This window comes from Synechococcales cyanobacterium CNB (assembly GCA_030263455.1).
Lineage (GTDB): Bacteria > Planctomycetota > Phycisphaerae > Phycisphaerales > UBA1924 > CAADGN01.
On record SZOZ01000003.1, the window covers coordinates 140419 to 157578 of the forward strand.

Genomic DNA, 17160 nt, shown 5'->3' on the forward strand with positions numbered 1-17160 from the left:
GCGGGGAGGAACGCAGCATGAGAGTCTGCCGGGGGCTTGCCCTTTCGCTCGTGGCGTTGTTCGCCGGCGCTGCGCCGGCCCAGCCCGTGTTCTTCGACGACTTCGACGGCGACGACCTGCTGCCGCACTGGAGTACGCCGCCGGACTGGCACTGGGAGTACGAGGTCAGCGGCGGGATGCTGCACGTGACGGACCTGCTGTACCCGTCGGACGACCACTTCGGGGGCAACGAAGCCCTTTTAGCGGCGGTGTACGACCAGCAGACGGACTTCCGCGCTGACGTCCGGATGGGCTGGGACACCGGCGACGACCCGCAAGAGTTGGTGATACGCCTGAAGGGCCCGCAGGGAAAGATCATTGCGACTTTTGGGTATTCGACCTTGGTGTCGGCGCCGGATCATGTCATCTTCGCGAGCACGAACAGCGGGGGTGTTATTGAACCTGCGCCGCCACCGGGGATATATCAGTTCACTGTCGTTCGGAGTGGGGCGGAGTTCGAGTTCTACTTCGATGATGAGCCGTTTGCGAGCTTCACAGATCCCTTCGGTACGCCGGCTGCAGGCTTGGACCTTTGGTTCGTGGGGCCCTATCCAGGCGAACTCGGAGCCTTCCACATCGATCGTGTCCATGTTGTTCCCGCGCCGGGTGTTCTCTCGCTGATCGCAGCGATTGGCCTCTGCTGCCCACGTCACCGGCGCCGGTGAGTTCTGTGCGCCGGGCGGATCTCTTACAGCCACGATCATCACTTCATTCAGGGAGGTACAAGGTGGTGACAAATAGGTGTGCAGTCCTGTTGCTCGGTCTGTTCCCGACGCTTTCGCTCGCTCAGGACGGGCTGTGGGAGGTCCCGTTCGACTTCGGCCCTGAGGGAGGGCCTTTCACTCGTGCGATCAACCTTGTACATGTGTCGAACGGTAGCACGACCAAGGTGCTTGCCTTGTCGGGCGACACCGACCAGAATCACCCCTATCTGTGGAGCCGCTTGTGGACACCGCCGCCCGTCGGTAGCCCGCCTCGCTATTCTGGCGTGTTCGAGTCCGCCGACGTGGACTCCTTCACGTTCTGCGGCGGCCACAGCGCCTTGGCGGACGGACGCGTGCTGCACGTGGGTGGGGTCTACGTCAACCACGCGGACCTCTTCAACCCGTGGGCGCCCGTCGGGAACCAGTGGAACAACCCGTTCCCCCCGCCCGACATGACCTTCAACCGCTGGTACCCGACGGCGACGACGCTGCCGGACGGGCGCGTGCTGGTGTGCGCCGGGCTTCAGCAGGAGGGTGGTCCCCACGCCACGATCCCCGAGTTGTACGACCCGGCGAGCAACTCGTGGACGCTCCTCAACAGCGCGCAGCGCCTTCAACCCCTCTACCCGTACATGTTCGTCCTGCCCAGCGGGTGGCTGATCGACGCCGGTCCCGGGGAGACTCGGCTCCTGAACCCCAACACGTGGACGTGGGGCGGGACGATCGGCAATCCGACGTGGCCCGATCCGCCGCCGCCACCGCCCGCCAATCACGGATCGGCGGTGATGTACGAGCCGGGCAAGATCATGCGGTGCGGCGGCGACAACCCGGCCGTCGCCACGACCTGGACGATGGACATTTCGACCAGCGCGATGCCGCTGACGTGGCGTTCGGCCCTCACGTCGCCGCTTCGTGACGGAGTTGGCCGCAGGCGGCGGCGATGTCCCGGCCGCGGGATCGGCGGATGTGGGTGTTGACGCCGCGGGCGCGGAGGATGCGCTGGAAGTCGCGGACGTCGTCGGTGCGGGGTCGGCGGAAGTCGAGGCCGGCGACTTCGTTGTAGCGGATGAGGTTGACGTTGGCGCGGAGGGAGCGGGCGACGCCGGCGAGCTGGGCGGCATGCTCGGGGCGGTCGTTCACGCCGCCGAGGAGGATGTATTCGAGGGTGATCTCGCGGCCGGTCTTCTCGAACCAGACGCGGCATGCGGCGAGGAGGTCGGCGATGGTGGTGTACTCGGCCCAGGGGATGAGTCGGCGGCGCAGGTCGTCGTTCGGGGCGTGGAGGCTGAGGGCGAGCGTGACGGGCAGGTCGAGTTGCTCGGCGAGTTTCTCGATGGCCCGCGGCAGGCCGACGGTGGAGATGGTGATGCGCCGGGCGGAGATAGCCATGCCCCACGGGGCCGCGAGCGTGCGGACGGCGTGGATGACGCTGGGGAGGTTGGCGAGGGGCTCGCCCATGCCCATGAAGACGACGTGGGAGATGCGGGGGGGGGAGGAAGGAGCGGAGGAGTGGGATGAGGCGGCCGTCCCGGCCGCCCCGCCAGAAGGAGTTGAAAGAGAGGCAGAGGAATCGGAAGAGGAGAGGAGGGAGTTCAATCGCCAGACCTGCTCGACGATGCGGCCGGCGGAGAGGTTGCCGTCGAGGCCGCCGAGGCCCGAGGCGCAGAAGCGGCAGCCGACGGGGCAGCCGACCTGCGAGGAGATGCAGGCTGTGCGGCGAGCGGCGGAGCGGGCATCGCGCGAGGCCTCCACGGGGATCATCACGCACTCGGTCTGGCGGGCGGAGGGGGAGGGAACATGGAGCGGAAGTGGAATGCGGGCGCTCGCCTGCGCTTCGCGATCTGCACGGCGTGCTTCGTTGTGAGCGTGGTCGAAGTCGGTCCACTCAACGAGGAGTTTCTCGGTGCCGTCGGTGGCGGTCTGGCGGCGGACGACCTCGCCGGAGAGGAAGATCATCTCGGCGGCGAGGCGTTCGCGGTCGCGCTTGCCGAGGTTGGTCATGGCGGCGGGGTCGGCGATGCCCTTGCGGTAGACCCAGTCGAGGGTCTGGTCGGCGCGGTAGGCGGGCAGGCCGCGGGCGGTGAACCAGGCGCGAAAGGAGTCGGGGGTGTGGTGGAAGATATGATCGGCGGGATGGCGCACGGTTGAGGGTACGCGGGTCGGGTGGATGGCCGCAGTGACAAGCGTTGCGTCAGTAGGCGCGCTCGACGACGGCGGTCGCGAGTTTGTCGAGGAACTCTCGCGCGGGCGAGTCGTGGAGGCCCGTGAGAAGGGTGCGGGCCTGGTTGGCGAGCCGGCGGGCGGTTTCGCGTGCGTGCGCGATCGACTCCGTCGAGTCGAGGGCTTCGCGGAGTGCGAGCGCGGCGTCTTGGGCGGTCTCGCTGGCGCCGGCGGCTGCTTCAGCGAGGCGGAGGGATCGCCCCCGTTGTGCCGGAGTCGCACCGGCGAGGTGGTGGATCATCGGGAGCGTGAGTTTGCCCTTGGCGAGGTCGCGGCCGAGGGACTTGCCGACGATGGCCTCATCGCCCGTCAGGTCGAGCAGGTCATCCTGCACCTGGAAGGCGACGCCCAGCCGTCGTCCGAACTCGGCCAGAAGCCGGGCGGTTTCGGGGTTCGCGTCCGAGTGGAGCGCGCCGAGTTCGCAGGATGCTCCGATGAGGGCGGCCGTTTTGCGCTCGACGATCTCGAAGTAGGTTTCCTCGTCGATCGAGTACTCGTCGCGGAAGCGGAGTTGCAGGAGTTCGCCGGCGCATGTGGTCATGCTCACGGCGCCGATGAGCCGCGCGCTGATCACGCTGTCGAGTTGCGTGCAGAGTTCGAAGGCGGACGCGATGAGGTAGTCGCCGAGGATGACGGCGGCCTCGTTGCCGTAGAGGTGGTTCACGGTGCGGCCGCGGCGGCGGTTCTCCGCTTCGTCGAGCACGTCGTCGTGCACGAGCGTGGCCATATGCACCATCTCGCAGACGGCGGCGACGGTCACATGGGCGGCGGTCGCGTGCGTCGTCTCGGGCCGGCGGGATGCTCTCGGGTCCGCAGCCAGCGCGCAGAGCACGACAAGCGTCGGCCGGAGCATCTTGCCTCGGTATCGCTCGACGTGGGCGCACAACTCTCGGACGGCGGGGAGGTCCGAGCCGAGTTGCGCGTCGAACCGGGACTCGACACGGGCGAGCGCATCGGCAAGCACGCGCTGCACGGGCGCGAGCCGATTGTCGATCTCGACCAGTTGCCTCATGCCCAGGTGTCCTTCCCGCGGGGCGGCCCGCGCGCCCCGTGAACCCTAGCGGCGTGACTCACCGTTCGGCGACGACGTAGCAGATGAAGGCGTAGTCCGCCTCTCCCTCGTCGGTCGGGTAGAACTCGCCCGTGCCCTCGCCGTCGTCGTCGGCTTCTTCCCAGTAGACGGTGACGCGGGAGAATCCCGCTTCGCGGAGGAGTTCGCGGATTTCGGGCAGGGTCCAGAGCCGCCAGTGGTAGGTGAAGGCGCGCTTCATCTTGGAGCCATCGGGGAAGTGGAAGTGGATGTGGCAGGTCATGGCACCGGAGATGGGGTCGTACTTCGCCTGGTCCCAGACGTAGGTGAAGCCGCCGCAGTCGCGTTTCTCGCGCATCTCCTTGTGGGCGTCGGAGCCGCCGTAGAAGTCGAGGAAGAAGATTCCGCCCGGGGCGAGCGACGTGCGGACGCTCTCGAAGTAGCCGCGCATGGCGTCGCGGGTGTTGAAGGTCCAGTAGGAGAAGTTCATGGCCAGCACGGCGTCCATGCGTTGCCCCTTGGGGCCGGGGTGGCGCACGTCGCGGTTCAGGAGCGTGACGCGCTTCCGCTGCGCCGGCGTGAGGCGGGCGAGGTTGTGCTCCTCCGCCCAGGCGAGGGTCTCGGCGCACAGGTCCACGCCGACGGCGAGGTTGCCGGGCCGGCGCCGCACCCACTCGCAGGCGGTGTTCGCGGTCCCGCAGAAGTCTTCGCGGAGTCGTCCGGCACGCTTGCCCCGCAGTTCGCGGTAGGTCTCGTCGATGAAGTCGATCTCGGACTCGACGTCCTGCACGGCGATGCCGTAGAGGACGTGGCGATCGGCCGTAGCGGCGGTGTACCTGCTTCGCTTCCTGCGTGTGGTCCTGGGCATGGGGCGGGAGTGTAGCGGTGGCGTCAAGGGTGATCCGCGGGTCGGGCGGGGCTTGTCGTCGCCTATAGTCGAAGCCCGCGTTGGGGAGGACACACGAGGGACACGCGATGCGGATGACGATGGTCGGCACGGGGTACGTCGGGTTGGTGACGGGCGTGTGCTTCGCCAACACGGGGAACGACGTGACCTGCCTGGACGTGGACCCCGCGAAGATCGAGAAACTGCGTGCGGGGGTGTGCCCCATCTATGAGCCTGGGCTGACGGAGATCTTGGTGCGCAACGTCGCCGCGGGGCGTTTGCGGTTCACGACCGACCCGGACGAGGCATACCGCGAGGCGCAGGTGGTGTTCATCTGCGTGGGGACGCCGACGGGCGCGGACGGGCGGACGGATATGTCCCAGGTCGAGAAGGCGGCGGACGACATAGCGGAGGCCATCGCGGCCCTCGGTCCCAACCAGGAGCCGAAGATCGTGGTGCTCAAGAGCACGGTGCCGGTGGGCACGACCTTCGCGGTCAAGGAGCGGATCCGTCGGCGTGTGGGGCCGGCGGTGCCCTTCAGCGTGGCCGACAACCCGGAGTTCCTGAAGGAAGGCGACGCGGTCAACGATTTCAACAAGCCGGACCGCGTGGTCGTGGGCGTGGAGGACGAGCGGACAGCCAAGGTTTTCCGCCACATCTACGACCCCTTCGTGCGCAATGGCCACCCTGTGTTCATCATGGACGTGCTCTCGGCCGAGATGGTGAAGTACGCGGCGAACAACTTCCTGGCGACGAAGATCAGCTTCATCAACGAGATGGCCAACCTCTGCGAGTTGTACGGGGCGGACATCAACCGCGTGCGCGAGGGCATGTGCGCCGACAAGCGCATCGGGCACCACTTTCTCTACCCGGGCCTCGGCTACGGCGGGTCGTGCTTTCCGAAGGACACGCGTGCCTGCATCGCCATGGGCGAGCAGTCGGACTACGACATGGCGCTCTCGAAGGCGGTGGACGAAGTGAATCGCCGGCAGCGAGAACGGTTCTTCGGCAAGATCGCGGACCACTTCACGGCGTCCGGCGGTTTGCGTGGCAAGACGCTCGCCTTCTGGGGGCTGGCCTTCAAGCCGCGCACCGATGACATCCGCGAGGCGCCCTCGCTCACGCTCATCCGGTCCGCGCTCAAGCACGGGGCGATCGTGCGGGGCTATGACCCTGTGGCGGGGGCGAACGCGAGCGCGGAGATCGGATCGCAGATGGTCGTCGCGAAGGACATCTATGACGCCGCGAAGGGCGCCGATGCGCTCGTGATCTGCACGGACTGGGACGAGTTCAAAAGCCCGAACTTCGAGAAGCTGGCGGGGCTGATGAAGTCGAAGGTCATCTTTGACGGCCGCAACCTGTACCATGCCGAGGACGTCGTGCCGCTGGGCTTTCGCTATATCTCGGTGGGGCGTGCCCCGGTCGGGCCGTCCTGACCGCCATGCAGCCGGTCTGGACCACGCCCGATGGTGACGCGCCTGGTGACGCTCCGGTCCTGCTGGCGTGCGCCGACTGGCTGGAAGCGGTCTCCGCGCTTCCGCCGGCGGGCGTCGATCTGCTGTATGCCGATCCGCCGTTCAATACAGGCACTGCGCGCGAGGGGAGATCGGGCCGCTTCGACGACTCGTGGCCTTCGGTGACCGCCTGGGTGGCGTGGCTCGAGGAGCGGCTGTCTGCCACGATCCCCGCGCTCAAGCCGACGGCGAGCGTGCTCCTGCACGTGGACTGGCGGACCAGCCACCACGCCAGGCTTCTGCTCGATCGCCTGTTCGGGGCGGATGGCTTCGTCAACCATCTGATCTGGGCTTATGGGCTTGGCGGCTCGTCGGCCCGGCGTTTCGCGCGCAAGCACGACGACATCCTGTTCTACGCGGTGGATACGGACCGGTACTGGTTCGACCCGCCGCGTGTTCGCGCCACGAGCCGCCGCCTCAGGGGGAGCACCAAGAAGGCCACGGACGTGCTGCTCATCCCCTCGATCAACAACATGGCTGCGGAACGGACGGGCTACCCGACCCAAAAGCCGCTCGCGTTGCTGGACGTGCTGGTGAGGGCCTGCTGTCCTCCCGGCGGCGTCGTGCTGGACCCGTGTTGCGGGAGCGGGACGACCGCGCTGGCCGCGCTGGCAGCCGGGCGGCGTGCGTTCGTCGGCGATGCGAACCCTGGCGCCATCCGGCTCGCTCGCGATCGACTCCGGGGCGAGGCGGCGGCCCGCCCGGAGCCGGACCCGCGCTAGGATTCGTCCCATGTTCGAGCGGCTCTTCGAGTACTACCAGCGCAAACGGATCGTCAACATCAACGCAAACATCGTCGCCGCGGGGCTGCTCGCGATCGTGATCGCCAAGTGGCCCGTGACGGTGGTGGGGAACTGGATCGGGGCGGACGAGCACCCGTTCCTGGTGACGCTGGCGGCCGGAGGGATCGACCTGGTCGTCGACGTCGCGATCTACTTCGCGCTGCACTGGCTTGCGAACCACTGGAAGCCGCTGCGGAAAGGGTCAAGACCGCGCGGCTCGACCCGGTCCTTCCTCAAGGATGCATCGCTGATCCAGTTTGAGCGGGCCATGCTCTCGCCGGTCTATTACACGACGGCGATGGGCCTGATGTACACGCTCCAGGAGGCGTTCGGCGTCTCGCACGGCTGGGCGTTCGTCATCGGGTTCGCCACCGGCATCGTGGTGACCCGGGTCGTCCACACCATCTGGGGATTGAAAACCGGACGATTCGCGGACAACGGCTGGCCCGAGCCGGCGGAGGCGCTGCCGCAGACGCAGCCGATGGCTCAACGAGCCGAGGCGGTGGGCGTGAGTTCCGAGCGGCGGGCAGGGTAGGTCAGTCCGCGCCGAGCAGGATTTCCATGGTTCGCTGATCCAGCCGCTCGTATGGCAGCGGCCGTGCCGACAACTTCTCGCGATGGAACTTCATTCCCAGGAGCGTCTCCGCCCTGCCGAGCGAGAACGATGACGTCAGTGCATCCACGTCCTTCGACTCGCGCGCAACTTTGCGCAGCAGTGAGCGGATCTCTCCGTCCTTCGCCCAGCGCCGCGCCTTCTCGCGCAGGATCAGGTAGGTTCTCATGCTGCCGCGGGCGAACTCGATCACGTCGTCGCGGTCGGCGGTGCGGTAGGCGTGGCTGTCGAAGTGGCGGTAGCCGTCCCACCTGCGTTCCTCGAGCAGTTTCACAAGGAAGAAGGCCTGCTTGAGATTCGCGGAGCCAAAGCGGAAGTCCTGGTCGTAACGACCGAACTCCTGGTCGTTGAGGTCGATGTGGAAGAGTTTGCCCGCGCCGAGGGCCTGCGCGACGGCGTGCACGAAGTTCAGGCCAGCCATGTGCTCGTGCGCGACCTCCGGGTTCACGCCCACCATCTCCGGGTGGTCGAGCGTGCCGATGAACGCGAGGTAGTGCCCCGTCGTGGGGAAGAACATGTGCCCGCGCGGCTCGTTCGGTTTGGCTTCGAGGGCGAAGCGGTAGCCGTATCCCCGCTCGATCGAGTACCGGCACAGGAAGTTCATCGCCCGCCTGAAGCGCTCCTCCGCCTCGATCGGGTCCTTCGCGGCGTCGGTTTCGGCCCCCTCGCGTCCGCCCCAGAAGACGTACACCTGCGCACCGAACTCCGCGCCGAGGTCCATTCCCCGCATCGTCTTCTGCACCGCATACGCCCGCACCTCGGCGTCGTTGCTGGTGAACGCGCCATCCTTGAAGACCGGATCGCTGAAGAGGTTGGTCGTCGCCATCGAGACGCGCAGCTTGGTTCGCTTCAGCGCGGCGGCGAAGTCTCGCTTGACCGACTCCGCCTGGGCTTCGGTGGCGTCAATCGGCACGAGGTCGTTGTCGTGGAAGTTCACGCCGTGGACGCCGCCGACCTCGCCCAGCAGATCGACGACCTCAGCGGGTGACCATCGTGGGCGCGTCGGCTCGCCGAAGGGGTCGCGCCCGCTGTTGCCGACGGTCCAGAGGCCGAACGTGAACTTGTCCTTCGGTGACGGCGTGTACGGGTCGGGCATGGTCACATCTCTCTCATTATCCGACGCCCGACTCTACGGCCGCAGCGGCGGGCGGGTGGGGCCAATGCGTCGAGGGCGGCAGTCGGAGATACCGGGCCAGCCGGGGCGCGCCCACGTAGAACGGGAGCGTGTCCACGAGCGCGCAGACCGCCTTGAACGCGTACCCCGTGGCGATGAACAGCCCGAGGTGCTGCCAGATCGGCACACCCTCGGCGGGAGGCGGCAGGGCCTTCGCCCAGTAGTGCGTGATGGTGATGACGGCGACCGTGTCCACCAGTTGGCTCACGAGCGTCGAGCCGTTGTTGCGGAGCCACAGGTGCCGACCCTTCGTCAGGCTCTTCCAGAAGTGGAAGACGTAGACGTCCACGAGTTGGGCGGTCAGGTAGGCGATCATGCTCGCCGCGACCGCGCCGAAGGCCAGGGCCTTGACCTCGAAGAAGACCGGCAGGCGCCCGGCCGCATCGCGTATGATCTCGCCGGTTGCGGGGTCGCGGGGTTCCCAACCCGGGAGCAGCCCGCCGAACCAGAGAATGAGCACGACCCACAGGTTGAGCACGAAGCCGACCCACACCACGCGGCTCGCCCTGGCACGGCCGTACAACTCGCTGATGAAGTCCGTGCAGAGAAAGGTGATCGGGTAGGGCAGCACGCCGACCGCGACCGCGAATACCCATGCCGTGCCTGTGATCTCGTAGAGCCGGATGAATCGTGTGATGCCGAGAATGTTCAGCATCGCCAGCGTGCCGAGGAAGAGGCCGGCGAGGACAAGGAAGACGGTCTCGCGGCGGCGGTAGAGCTGCAGTTCCGTCAGTCGCGGCAGCCCGGCATACTCGTGCTGCACGCTCGGCAGAGTCAGGTGGTCGGCCATGCGGAGAGAGTACCCTCTGCGATCATGTGCGGCATCGGCGGCGTGCTCAGAGTCTGGAAGTCGGCGGCCGAGGCTCCGCCCTCGACGCTCGACGCCATACCCGAGGCATGGCTTGACGTGCTGGACGAGTCCGTCAGGCACCGCGGCCCCGACGGGTTCGGACGCTTTCGCCAGCGCATCATGCGGGCGAGCGGCGAGATCGTGGACATCGCGCTCATTCACCGCCGCCTGAGCATCATCGACCATATCGGCGGTGTGCAACCAATGGTGATCGGCGCGCCCTTGCCCCCTCGCTCATCGGAACGAGCCGCGCCCGTGAGGGAGCGGTCCTTTCCCTTCCTCGACACGCCCGCCGTCATCTCGCGAGAAGGCGCCCGCTACGAACCGGTCCGTGCGCAGGTCTGCTCGCAGTGCGGTCCCGGGGTGGCCGCGGTCGTCTTCAACGGGTGCATCTACAACCACCGCGAACTCCGGCGCGAACTCGAGGCCGTGGGACACGAGTTCTTCACCGACCACAGTGACACGGAGGTGCTGTTGCATGGGTGGAGGGAGTGGGGGGCGGAGGTCCAGAACCGGATCGAGGGGATGTTCGCGTGGCTCGTCTGGGACGCGGGAAGCGGCGTGGTAGTCGCCGCACGGGATGCCTTCGGCGAGAAGCCCTTGTGCATTCTGGACTCGGAACCCAGCGGTTTCGTCGTGTTCGCCAGTGTCCCCGCGGCACTGTCGATCATCGCGTCCGGCGAGGGGCACGATGCGTTGAGCGCGGACGCCCTGTGCGAGTGGATTCGCTTCGGTTACCACGCGCGGCGCACACCTTTCGAGGCGTTACGGCTCGCGCCGCATGCCTGCCTCATGAGCGTGCATGGCGCGTTGCAGGATGCGTCGGCGATCGCACATCGCCGACTCGGCCCGGGGCGGGTGGGAAGATTCAAGCGTTCACTGCCCGTTCCAGGCCCGAGCCGCGAGACGGAGGATCGCATCGAGGCCTTGCTGCGCGAGGCGGTCCGCGGGCGGCTCGAAGCCGACGTCGCGGTAGGATGTCTGCTTTCCGGCGGTGTCGATTCCTCGCTCGTCGCGAAGTTTGCGAACGAGGCGATGAACAAAGCGCCGCTCACCACGATCTGCGTCCGCATGCCCGATGACCGCTACGACGAGTCGAACTACGCGAGGACCGTGGCTGCGCGGCTCGGCACCCGGCATCTCACGATCGATGCCCACGCGCAACCTGCGGACGATCTCGTCACCCTCATCACCACGATCGGCCTGCCGTTCGGCGACAGTTCATTGCTCCCCACGTACTGGGCGTGCCGGGCCGCGGCGGACGAAGTCGGCGTGCTGCTCTCCGGTGATGGGGGGGACGAGATGTTTCTTGGGTACGAGCGGTACGTCTCCGCGAAGTTCCTGGAACTCCCGGCGGTGCTGTCCGGGCTTTCGCCGTTGCTTTGTCCCTTGGTCAAAGGCTTGCCCAGGCAAAACCCGAAGTCGATCGCGGACAAAGCCGCTCGGTTTCTCCTTGCAGGCCTGGCCGGGTCATCCCAGGCGTATCGAGAACTGCTCGCGATCTTTCCTCGCGCCGACGCGGATCGCCTCATGGATCGGCCTGGTCGAGCGATGGACCTGGAATCCGCACAGGTTCCAGGCCCGCTGGATGCGAGAGAGTACGATTTGGAACACCACCTGCCGGGGGATCTGCTGCTCAAGGTGGACACCGCGTCCATGGCCGCGGGCGTCGAACTGCGATCGCCGTTCCTCGACTCCGCGCTTGCTCGGACAGCGCTCGCCCTGCCTGTTCAACGGCTCATGCCCCGCGGCCAGCGCAAGGGTCTCCTCCGAGCCGTCGCCCGCAGGTACCTCCCCGCCGAGATCGTCGATCGTCCCAAGATGGGCTTCGCCATCCCGATCGGCGAGTGGTTCCGCACCGACTACGGCGGGATGCGGCAGTTGCTTTACGACCACCTGGAATCCACCGAGCCGTTTCCGGGGCTGGCAGAGGCGGGGATCGAACTGAACCTGGGCTTTGTTCGCCGCATGCTCCGCGAGCACGACGCGGCGGGGGAGAAGAGCATCAACCCGTGGCACGGCCGAGACCACTCGCAGCGGCTGTACATGCTGCTGGTGCTGAGCGTCTGGTGCGGGTGGTTGCAGGGAGTGCGGGGCGGGGGGTGACAGGGCGGCTCGTTCGTGAGTGGGCGTTCGCCTGCGCTTCGTGCTCCGTTCCGCTTCATGTTCCGTTCGGCTTCATGCTCGGCCGCGTTACATCTTCCAGCCGAGAGTGATGAAGTAGACGAAGTCGTTGCGCTTTTTCTCCGGTCCGGGCGTCGAGTCGTAGCGGTCCTCCACGCCGACTCGCAGGAACAGCCCGTTTGACCTGTCGATGTCCAGCTCGAGTGCGGCATTGGTTTCGAAACGGTACGGTCCGAACTCGGACACGTCGGGCATGAAGTCGAATACCCACACCAGCCGTTGCGACTCGCTCAGGTTGTATTGCAGATCGAGGCCGAGGACGGCTTCAGGGGTGATGGTGTTGTCCACACCGTCGAACTCGCGGGTGAGGTCCATGCCTGCCCGGGTGAGGAAGTAGAGCGACTCCGTCTTGCTCCAGAGGTATCCGACGCCGGGTCCGCCCGAGACCCGGTGTCGCCAGTCCTGGAACTCGTCGAACTCGTAGCGTGCTCGCGCGTAGTACCGCCAAGGCGAGTCCGCGATGAGCCAGTCGTTGCGGAGTTTCGTATCGAAGCGGTTTGCGCTCTCGGTGCCCTCCTCGGTCGCGTAGGAGTAGACGGCCGAGAAATCGGTCTCGAATCGTGCGGTATCGCGGGAGAGGGCGAGATCGCCCCTGACGTTCAGCCGCTTGGTGTTCCCCGACGCCCCGTGCAGGCCCAGGCTCGCCGACCCGGACCAGACCACGTCCGGCTCGGCCAGGGCAGCCTCGGCCTCGGTCGGAGCGGCCTCATCTTGCCCGGGGGCGGCGGTAGAGAGGGTTGCCAGCAGGCCCGCCGCGGCCCATCCCAGCGGGTTTGAGACGAATCGGTTATCAGACGGGTTCATGGGGTGCAAGAGTAGCGCAAAGGCGTGCCGGATTCCGTCTTTTCGGGCCGCACGCTCCCCGCGCGGATGGTACGATCCACGCCATGGGGCGCGCCCGCGCGGCATGGCCGCCGCTTCCTGCACGCCCGCGAGCCTTTCGACCGATGGAAGCAGTCTCTATGGACGGAATCACGCGGCGTGACATCGTGCGGAGCGGTCTTGTTCTCGGCGCGTCGATCGTCGGGGCGGGTCTTGTCCTCGGCGGGTGCGGCACCACGCGATCGGCCCAGCGTCGCCGGCCGTTGCCGGATGCTCCGGTCTACGACCGCCCCGCGCCCGAGGTCGTGTCGCACAAGCCCGGCTGGCTTGACGAGTGGCGCCGCCAACGGGCCGGACAGGCCCCGGTGCAGGGAGTCATCCCTCGCTCGGCGTGGACCCGCGAAGGCCCGATCATTTCCAGAGCCGACCCGATGGGCGGCATCAACCGGATCACGATTCACCACGACGGCATGACCCCGTTCACGGCGACCAGCGACGCCGCGGCGGCCCGGCGCATCGAAGCGATCCGCGCCGCCCACGTCAACAGCAACGGGTGGGCCGATATCGGGTACCACTACGTCATCGATCCGTCGGGGCGCGTCTGGGAGGCCCGTCCGCTCTCGCTGCAGGGGGCGCACGCCGGAGGCGAGAATAACCGCAACAACCTCGGCATCGTGGTGCTGGGCAACTACGACAACCAGCGTCCGACAAACGAGTCGATCTCCGCGCTCGACAACTTCGTGGCGGCGCAGATGCAGCGGTATCGCGTCCCAGTCTCGCGGGTCTATACGCACCAGGAACTCAAGCCGACCGCCTGCCCCGGACGCAATCTCCAGGCCTACATGGAGAGGACGAGGTCTCGCGGCGGCACGATGGCCCGGGCCTGACGCGCCTCAGTCCTCACCGCCGTCGTCGTGCTTTGCCGGTCCGAAGATGGCGGTGCCTATGCGCACGAGGTTCGCCCCCTCCTCAATGGCGACTTCGAAGTCACCGGTCATGCCCATCGAGAGCAGGTCGAAGCGTCCCTCGCCGATGCCGGTAGTTCGGATTTCCTCGAACAGCTCGCGGCATCGGGCGAAAGCCGGGCGAGCATCCTCGGGGTTGTCGGAGAAGGCGGCCATGGTCATCAGGCCGCGGACACGCACGTTGACCATCGTCTCGATCTGCTCGGCCAGCGGGAGAGCGGCTGCGATCGGGCAGCCGAACTTCTGGGATTCGCCGGAGCAGTTGACCTGCACGAGCACCTCAACCGGCGTGTCTCTTTTCAGGGCCGCGGCCTGGATTTCCTCTGCCAACCGGAGCGAGTCAACCGAGTGAATAAGCCGGACCGAGCCGATGATCCGGCGGACCTTGTTGCGTTGCAGGTGGCCGATCATGTGCCAGCGGACCGGTCCGGGGGTGTCGCCGGCCGTGGCTCGACCCGTGAGCACGGCCTCGGCGTCGCGCGCGGCCCGACCCTGGCGGACCTGGGGGAGCGCGCGCAGCCGCGCCGCGAACTCCTCGACCATGGCCTGCCGCTGGAGCAGAGGCTGGACGCGGTTCTCGCCGAAGTCGCGGTGCCCGAGTTCGAGCAGGGTCCGCACGTCGTCGGACTCGGCGTTCTTGGTGACGGCGATCAGGATGACCTGCTCGGGCCGGCGCCCGCTCCGCTCGGCAGCCCCTGCGATTCGCTCGCGGACTTCCGCATAGCGTGCTTCGAGGGTGGGTTCCGTCTGCATGGCGCGTCCCTGCACGGCGTGTCCTCCTCCGTCCGGAACTCCGCGAGGCTCCGCCCCGCCCCGCTAGGATACCGCCTCAGGATCGCTCCGCAAGGCGGTCCGATCTTCCGGGGAGAACGAGCCATGGCGAACGAACACCTCAAGCCGCGCGACAATCCGATCTCCGTGGGCGAGGCTGCCCCGGACTTCATGCTGACCGACCAGAACCGGCAGGAGTGGCGGCTCTCCGACCATGTGAAGAAGGGGGACGTCGTCCTCTGCTTCTACCCGCTCGATTTCTCGCCCGTGTGCTCGGCAGAGATGAAGTGCGTAACGGATGAGTTCGATCGGTGGTCCCGCAAAGGCGCGACCGTCGTCGGTATCTCCTGCGACTCGTTCTTCGCCCACGACGCTTGGGCGAAAAGCCTCGGCCTGAAACAGACGCTGCTCGCGGACATGCACCGGCAGGTCTGCAAGGCGTACGGGTTCTACTGGCCCGACCTGAACGTCGCTTCCCGCGGCACAGTGGTCGTCGGGCACGACCCGTCCGGCCGGGGCAGGGTCAAGCGAGTCCAGACTCGGGAGATCAAGACCGCCCTGACGGCCGACGACCTGCTCGCTGCGCTTTCCTGATTGACTTGCCGGGTCGGTAGGGTGGCGATCGGGCGGAAGGGCGAGTGACCGGCACGATCCCGGATGCTTTGGTGGGCGTAGGACTCTCTGGTTGGTCTCCGGGGCGACTTGTGGCCCCCATGCGGCCGATAGTGGGGGGAGAGGGAGGATCGCTCCATGTGCGGGATCGTCGCCTACATCGGGTCTCGTCAGGCTCTTCCGTTGCTGATCGAGGGGCTGAAGCGGCTCGAGTATCGCGGGTACGACTCCGCCGGGGTGGCTGTCATCGACAACGGGAAGCTCCGCACCCTCCGTGCGGTCGGTCGCGTGGCCGATCTGGAGCAACGGCTCGAGCGGCAGGGGCAGATGCGCGGGACCATCGGGCTCGCGCACACGCGCTGGGCCACGCACGGCGGCGTGACCGAGGCCAACGCCCACCCCCACCGCGACGACCGGGCCGGCATCGCGCTGGTCCACAACGGGATCATCGAGAACTATGCCACGCTTCGAACGTGGTTGGAGGAGAAGGGCCACCGGTTCACGAGCGAGACCGACACTGAAGTCCTCGCCATGCTCATCGGCGAGTTGTACGACCTGGCATCGGGCGTGGACCTGGAAGCCGCGGTGCAGGCAGCGCTGCGGGAGGTGACCGGGGCGTACGCGATCGCGGTCGTGTGCGAGCACGAGCCGGGCGTGCTGGTCGCGGCCCGCAAGGGTTCGCCGCTCATGGTCGGTGTCGGCGCTGGGGAGTACATCGTCGCGTCGGACCCGGCGGCGATCGTTGCGCACACGACGCAGGCATTCCCGCTGGACGACTACAACGTCGTCAAGCTGACGCGTGAGGGTCTGCGCACCTCGACGGTGGACAACGCGGAGGTCACGCCCCGCATGATGCAGCTCGAACTCGACCTCGAGCAGATCGAGCTCGGCTCGTTCGAGCACTTCATGCAGAAGGAGATCTTCGAGCAGCCGCGGGCGATCCGCAACTGCTGCCGGGGCCGGATCGATGAGCGCGAGGGCAAGGTCGTGCTTGGCGGCCTGTCGGCGTACGCCAAGGAGCTGGTCAAGGCGCGACGGTTCATCTTCGTGGCGCAGGGGACGGCCCTGCACGCCGCGATGATCGGCGAGTACCTGTTCGAAGACCTGGCGAAAGTTCCGGCGGAGGTCGAGTACGGCAGCGAGTTCCGCTATCGCAACCCGATCATCGAGGACAGCAGCGTGGTCGTCGCCGTGAGCCAGTCGGGCGAGACGGCGGACACGCTGGCCGCGCTGACCGAGGCCAAGGAGCGCGGCGCGCTGGCGCTGGGCGTCATCAATGTCGTCGGGTCCACCATCGCCCGGGAGACCGACGCCGGCGTGTACCTGCGCGTGGGGCCGGAGGTCGGCGTCGCCAGCACCAAGGCGTTCACGGGGCAGGTGACCGCGCTCGCCATGATCGCTCTTTTCCTTGCGCGGCGGAAGTTCACGTCGCAGGAGGAGTGCGCGGCGATGCTCTCGGAGTTGTCCGCCATCCCGGACAAGATGGAGCGCGTGCTGGGGCAGGACGACCACATCCGCCGCGTGACGCGGAAGTACGTGGACCGCGAGAACTGGCTCTTCCTCGGGCGGGGGTACAACTATCCGACCGCCCTGGAGGGCGCGCTGAAACTCAAGGAAATCTCGTACATCCACGCCGAGGGCATGCCGGCGGCCGAGATGAAGCACGGGCCGATCGCGCTCATCAACGACGGGATGCCGGCGGTCTTCATCGCCAACCGTGGCCGACAGTACGACAAGGTGCTGAGCAACATCGCCGAAGTGCGCTCGCGCGGTGGGCACGTGATCGCCGTGGCTACGGAAGGCGATACGGAGATCGCCCAACTCGCCGAGGACGTGCTGTACGTGCCCGAATGCGCCGAGCCGCTCAGCCCGCTGCTCACGGTGGTGCCGCTTCAACTGATGGCATACCACGCGGCGGTGCTTCGGGGGCACGACGTGGACAAGCCGCGCAATCTGGCCAAGAGCGTGACGGTTGAGTAACCGCGGGCCTCGCG

15 protein-coding genes are annotated in these 17160 nt (G+C 67.2%); 8 read left to right on the forward strand and 7 right to left on the reverse strand.

What is annotated here, in order from left to right; genetic code table 11:
• Positions 1-571: 571 nt before the first annotated feature.
• Positions 572-1720 (forward strand): hypothetical protein, encoded by a 1149-nt coding sequence (locus tag FBT69_04940; GenBank protein ID MDL1904146.1) that lies wholly within the window; start codon positions 572-574, stop codon positions 1718-1720.
• Here the strand turns inward: FBT69_04940 and FBT69_04945 are convergent.
• The 3 genes from FBT69_04945 to FBT69_04955 are packed head-to-tail and all read right to left on the reverse strand — an operon-like array spanning position 1641 to position 4861.
• Entirely contained in the window at positions 1641-2885 is a 1245-nt protein-coding gene (locus FBT69_04945; GenBank protein ID MDL1904147.1) for a 23S rRNA (adenine(2503)-C(2))-methyltransferase RlmN, read from the reverse strand. The two genes, FBT69_04940 and FBT69_04945, sit on opposite strands and share 80 nt — an antisense overlap.
• A gap of 49 nt (positions 2886-2934) precedes the next feature.
• Positions 2935-3975, reverse strand: coding sequence for a polyprenyl synthetase family protein (locus FBT69_04950; protein MDL1904148.1), 1041 nt, complete (start codon positions 3973-3975; stop codon positions 2935-2937).
• 58 nt (positions 3976-4033) lie between these two features.
• A complete protein-coding gene (locus FBT69_04955; protein MDL1904149.1) occupies positions 4034-4861 on the reverse strand; it encodes a class I SAM-dependent methyltransferase in 828 nt (275 codons plus the stop codon).
• A 107-nt stretch (positions 4862-4968) separates the two neighbouring features.
• On the opposite strand from FBT69_04955, the gene FBT69_04960 reads away from it, so the two are divergent.
• From FBT69_04960 to FBT69_04970, 3 genes are read left to right on the forward strand one after another with little or no spacing between them, the layout of a single operon-like run.
• Entirely contained in the window at positions 4969-6315 is a 1347-nt protein-coding gene (locus FBT69_04960; protein ID MDL1904150.1) for a UDP-glucose/GDP-mannose dehydrogenase family protein, read from the forward strand.
• A 5-nt stretch (positions 6316-6320) separates the two neighbouring features.
• Positions 6321-7115: a site-specific DNA-methyltransferase gene (locus FBT69_04965; protein ID MDL1904151.1), complete on the forward strand. Its 795-nt coding sequence runs from the start codon at positions 6321-6323 to the stop codon at positions 7113-7115.
• 10 nt (positions 7116-7125) lie between these two features.
• The gene (locus FBT69_04970; protein MDL1904152.1) at positions 7126-7710 is read left to right on the forward strand and encodes a hypothetical protein; all 585 of its coding nucleotides are present in this window, start codon (positions 7126-7128) and stop codon (positions 7708-7710) included.
• Position 7711: 1 nt separating this feature from the next.
• On the opposite strand, the gene FBT69_04975 is transcribed toward FBT69_04970, so the two are convergent.
• Positions 7712-8884 carry a xylose isomerase gene (locus tag FBT69_04975; protein MDL1904153.1) on the reverse strand — a complete coding sequence of 391 codons (1173 nt, stop codon included), beginning with the start codon at positions 8882-8884 and terminating at the stop codon, positions 7712-7714.
• Between the two features lie 16 nt (positions 8885-8900).
• Complete coding sequence (locus FBT69_04980; protein ID MDL1904154.1) at positions 8901-9752, reverse strand: VUT family protein; 852 nt, start codon at positions 9750-9752, stop codon at positions 8901-8903.
• A 24-nt stretch (positions 9753-9776) separates the two neighbouring features.
• Here FBT69_04980 and asnB point away from each other — a divergent pair, with 24 nt between their 5' ends.
• Complete coding sequence (asnB, locus tag FBT69_04985; GenBank protein ID MDL1904155.1) at positions 9777-11918, forward strand: asparagine synthase (glutamine-hydrolyzing); 2142 nt, start codon at positions 9777-9779, stop codon at positions 11916-11918.
• 87 nt (positions 11919-12005) lie between these two features.
• Here asnB and FBT69_04990 read toward each other — a convergent pair whose 3' ends face one another.
• On the reverse strand, positions 12006-12905 hold the full coding sequence (locus FBT69_04990; protein ID MDL1904156.1) for a DUF481 domain-containing protein: 900 nt from the start codon (positions 12903-12905) through the stop codon (positions 12006-12008).
• Here FBT69_04990 and FBT69_04995 point away from each other — a divergent pair.
• Complete coding sequence (locus FBT69_04995; protein MDL1904157.1) at positions 12884-13705, forward strand: N-acetylmuramoyl-L-alanine amidase; 822 nt, start codon at positions 12884-12886, stop codon at positions 13703-13705. The two genes, FBT69_04990 and FBT69_04995, sit on opposite strands and share 22 nt — an antisense overlap.
• Positions 13706-13711: 6 nt before the next feature.
• Here FBT69_04995 and FBT69_05000 read toward each other — a convergent pair whose 3' ends face one another.
• Complete coding sequence (locus tag FBT69_05000; protein MDL1904158.1) at positions 13712-14536, reverse strand: YggS family pyridoxal phosphate-dependent enzyme; 825 nt, start codon at positions 14534-14536, stop codon at positions 13712-13714.
• A 123-nt stretch (positions 14537-14659) separates the two neighbouring features.
• Here FBT69_05000 and FBT69_05005 point away from each other — a divergent pair, with 123 nt between their 5' ends.
• Together FBT69_05005 and glmS are read left to right on the forward strand one after the other, a co-directional pair.
• A complete protein-coding gene (locus FBT69_05005; protein MDL1904159.1) occupies positions 14660-15148 on the forward strand; it encodes a redoxin domain-containing protein in 489 nt (162 codons plus the stop codon).
• A 156-nt stretch (positions 15149-15304) separates the two neighbouring features.
• The gene (gene glmS, locus FBT69_05010) at positions 15305-17146 is read left to right on the forward strand and encodes a glutamine--fructose-6-phosphate transaminase (isomerizing) (GenBank protein ID MDL1904160.1); all 1842 of its coding nucleotides are present in this window, start codon (positions 15305-15307) and stop codon (positions 17144-17146) included.
• Positions 17147-17160: the final 14 nt, after the last annotated feature.

Excerpts from the sequence above, each read along its gene's own strand:
- FBT69_04965 (MDL1904151.1), top strand. The coding sequence starts at position 6,321 with ATGCAGCCGGTCTGGACCACGCCCGATGGTGACGCGCCTGGTGACGCT.
- FBT69_04995 (MDL1904157.1), top strand. The coding sequence starts at position 12,884 with ATGGGGCGCGCCCGCGCGGCATGGCCGCCGCTTCCTGCACGCCCGCGA.
- FBT69_04950 (MDL1904148.1), bottom strand. The coding sequence starts at position 3,975 with ATGAGGCAACTGGTCGAGATCGACAATCGGCTCGCGCCCGTGCAGCGC.
- FBT69_04960 (MDL1904150.1), top strand. The coding sequence starts at position 4,969 with ATGCGGATGACGATGGTCGGCACGGGGTACGTCGGGTTGGTGACGGGC.
- asnB (MDL1904155.1), top strand. The coding sequence starts at position 9,777 with ATGTGCGGCATCGGCGGCGTGCTCAGAGTCTGGAAGTCGGCGGCCGAG.
- FBT69_04980 (MDL1904154.1), bottom strand. The coding sequence starts at position 9,752 with ATGGCCGACCACCTGACTCTGCCGAGCGTGCAGCACGAGTATGCCGGG.
- FBT69_04975 (MDL1904153.1), bottom strand. The coding sequence starts at position 8,884 with ATGCCCGACCCGTACACGCCGTCACCGAAGGACAAGTTCACGTTCGGC.
- FBT69_05000 (MDL1904158.1), bottom strand. The coding sequence starts at position 14,536 with ATGCAGACGGAACCCACCCTCGAAGCACGCTATGCGGAAGTCCGCGAG.
- FBT69_04990 (MDL1904156.1), bottom strand. The coding sequence starts at position 12,905 with ATGCCGCGCGGGCGCGCCCCATGGCGTGGATCGTACCATCCGCGCGGG.
- FBT69_05005 (MDL1904159.1), top strand. The coding sequence starts at position 14,660 with ATGGCGAACGAACACCTCAAGCCGCGCGACAATCCGATCTCCGTGGGC.
- FBT69_04955 (MDL1904149.1), bottom strand. The coding sequence starts at position 4,861 with ATGCCCAGGACCACACGCAGGAAGCGAAGCAGGTACACCGCCGCTACG.
- FBT69_04970 (MDL1904152.1), top strand. The coding sequence starts at position 7,126 with ATGTTCGAGCGGCTCTTCGAGTACTACCAGCGCAAACGGATCGTCAAC.
- glmS (MDL1904160.1), top strand. The coding sequence starts at position 15,305 with ATGTGCGGGATCGTCGCCTACATCGGGTCTCGTCAGGCTCTTCCGTTG.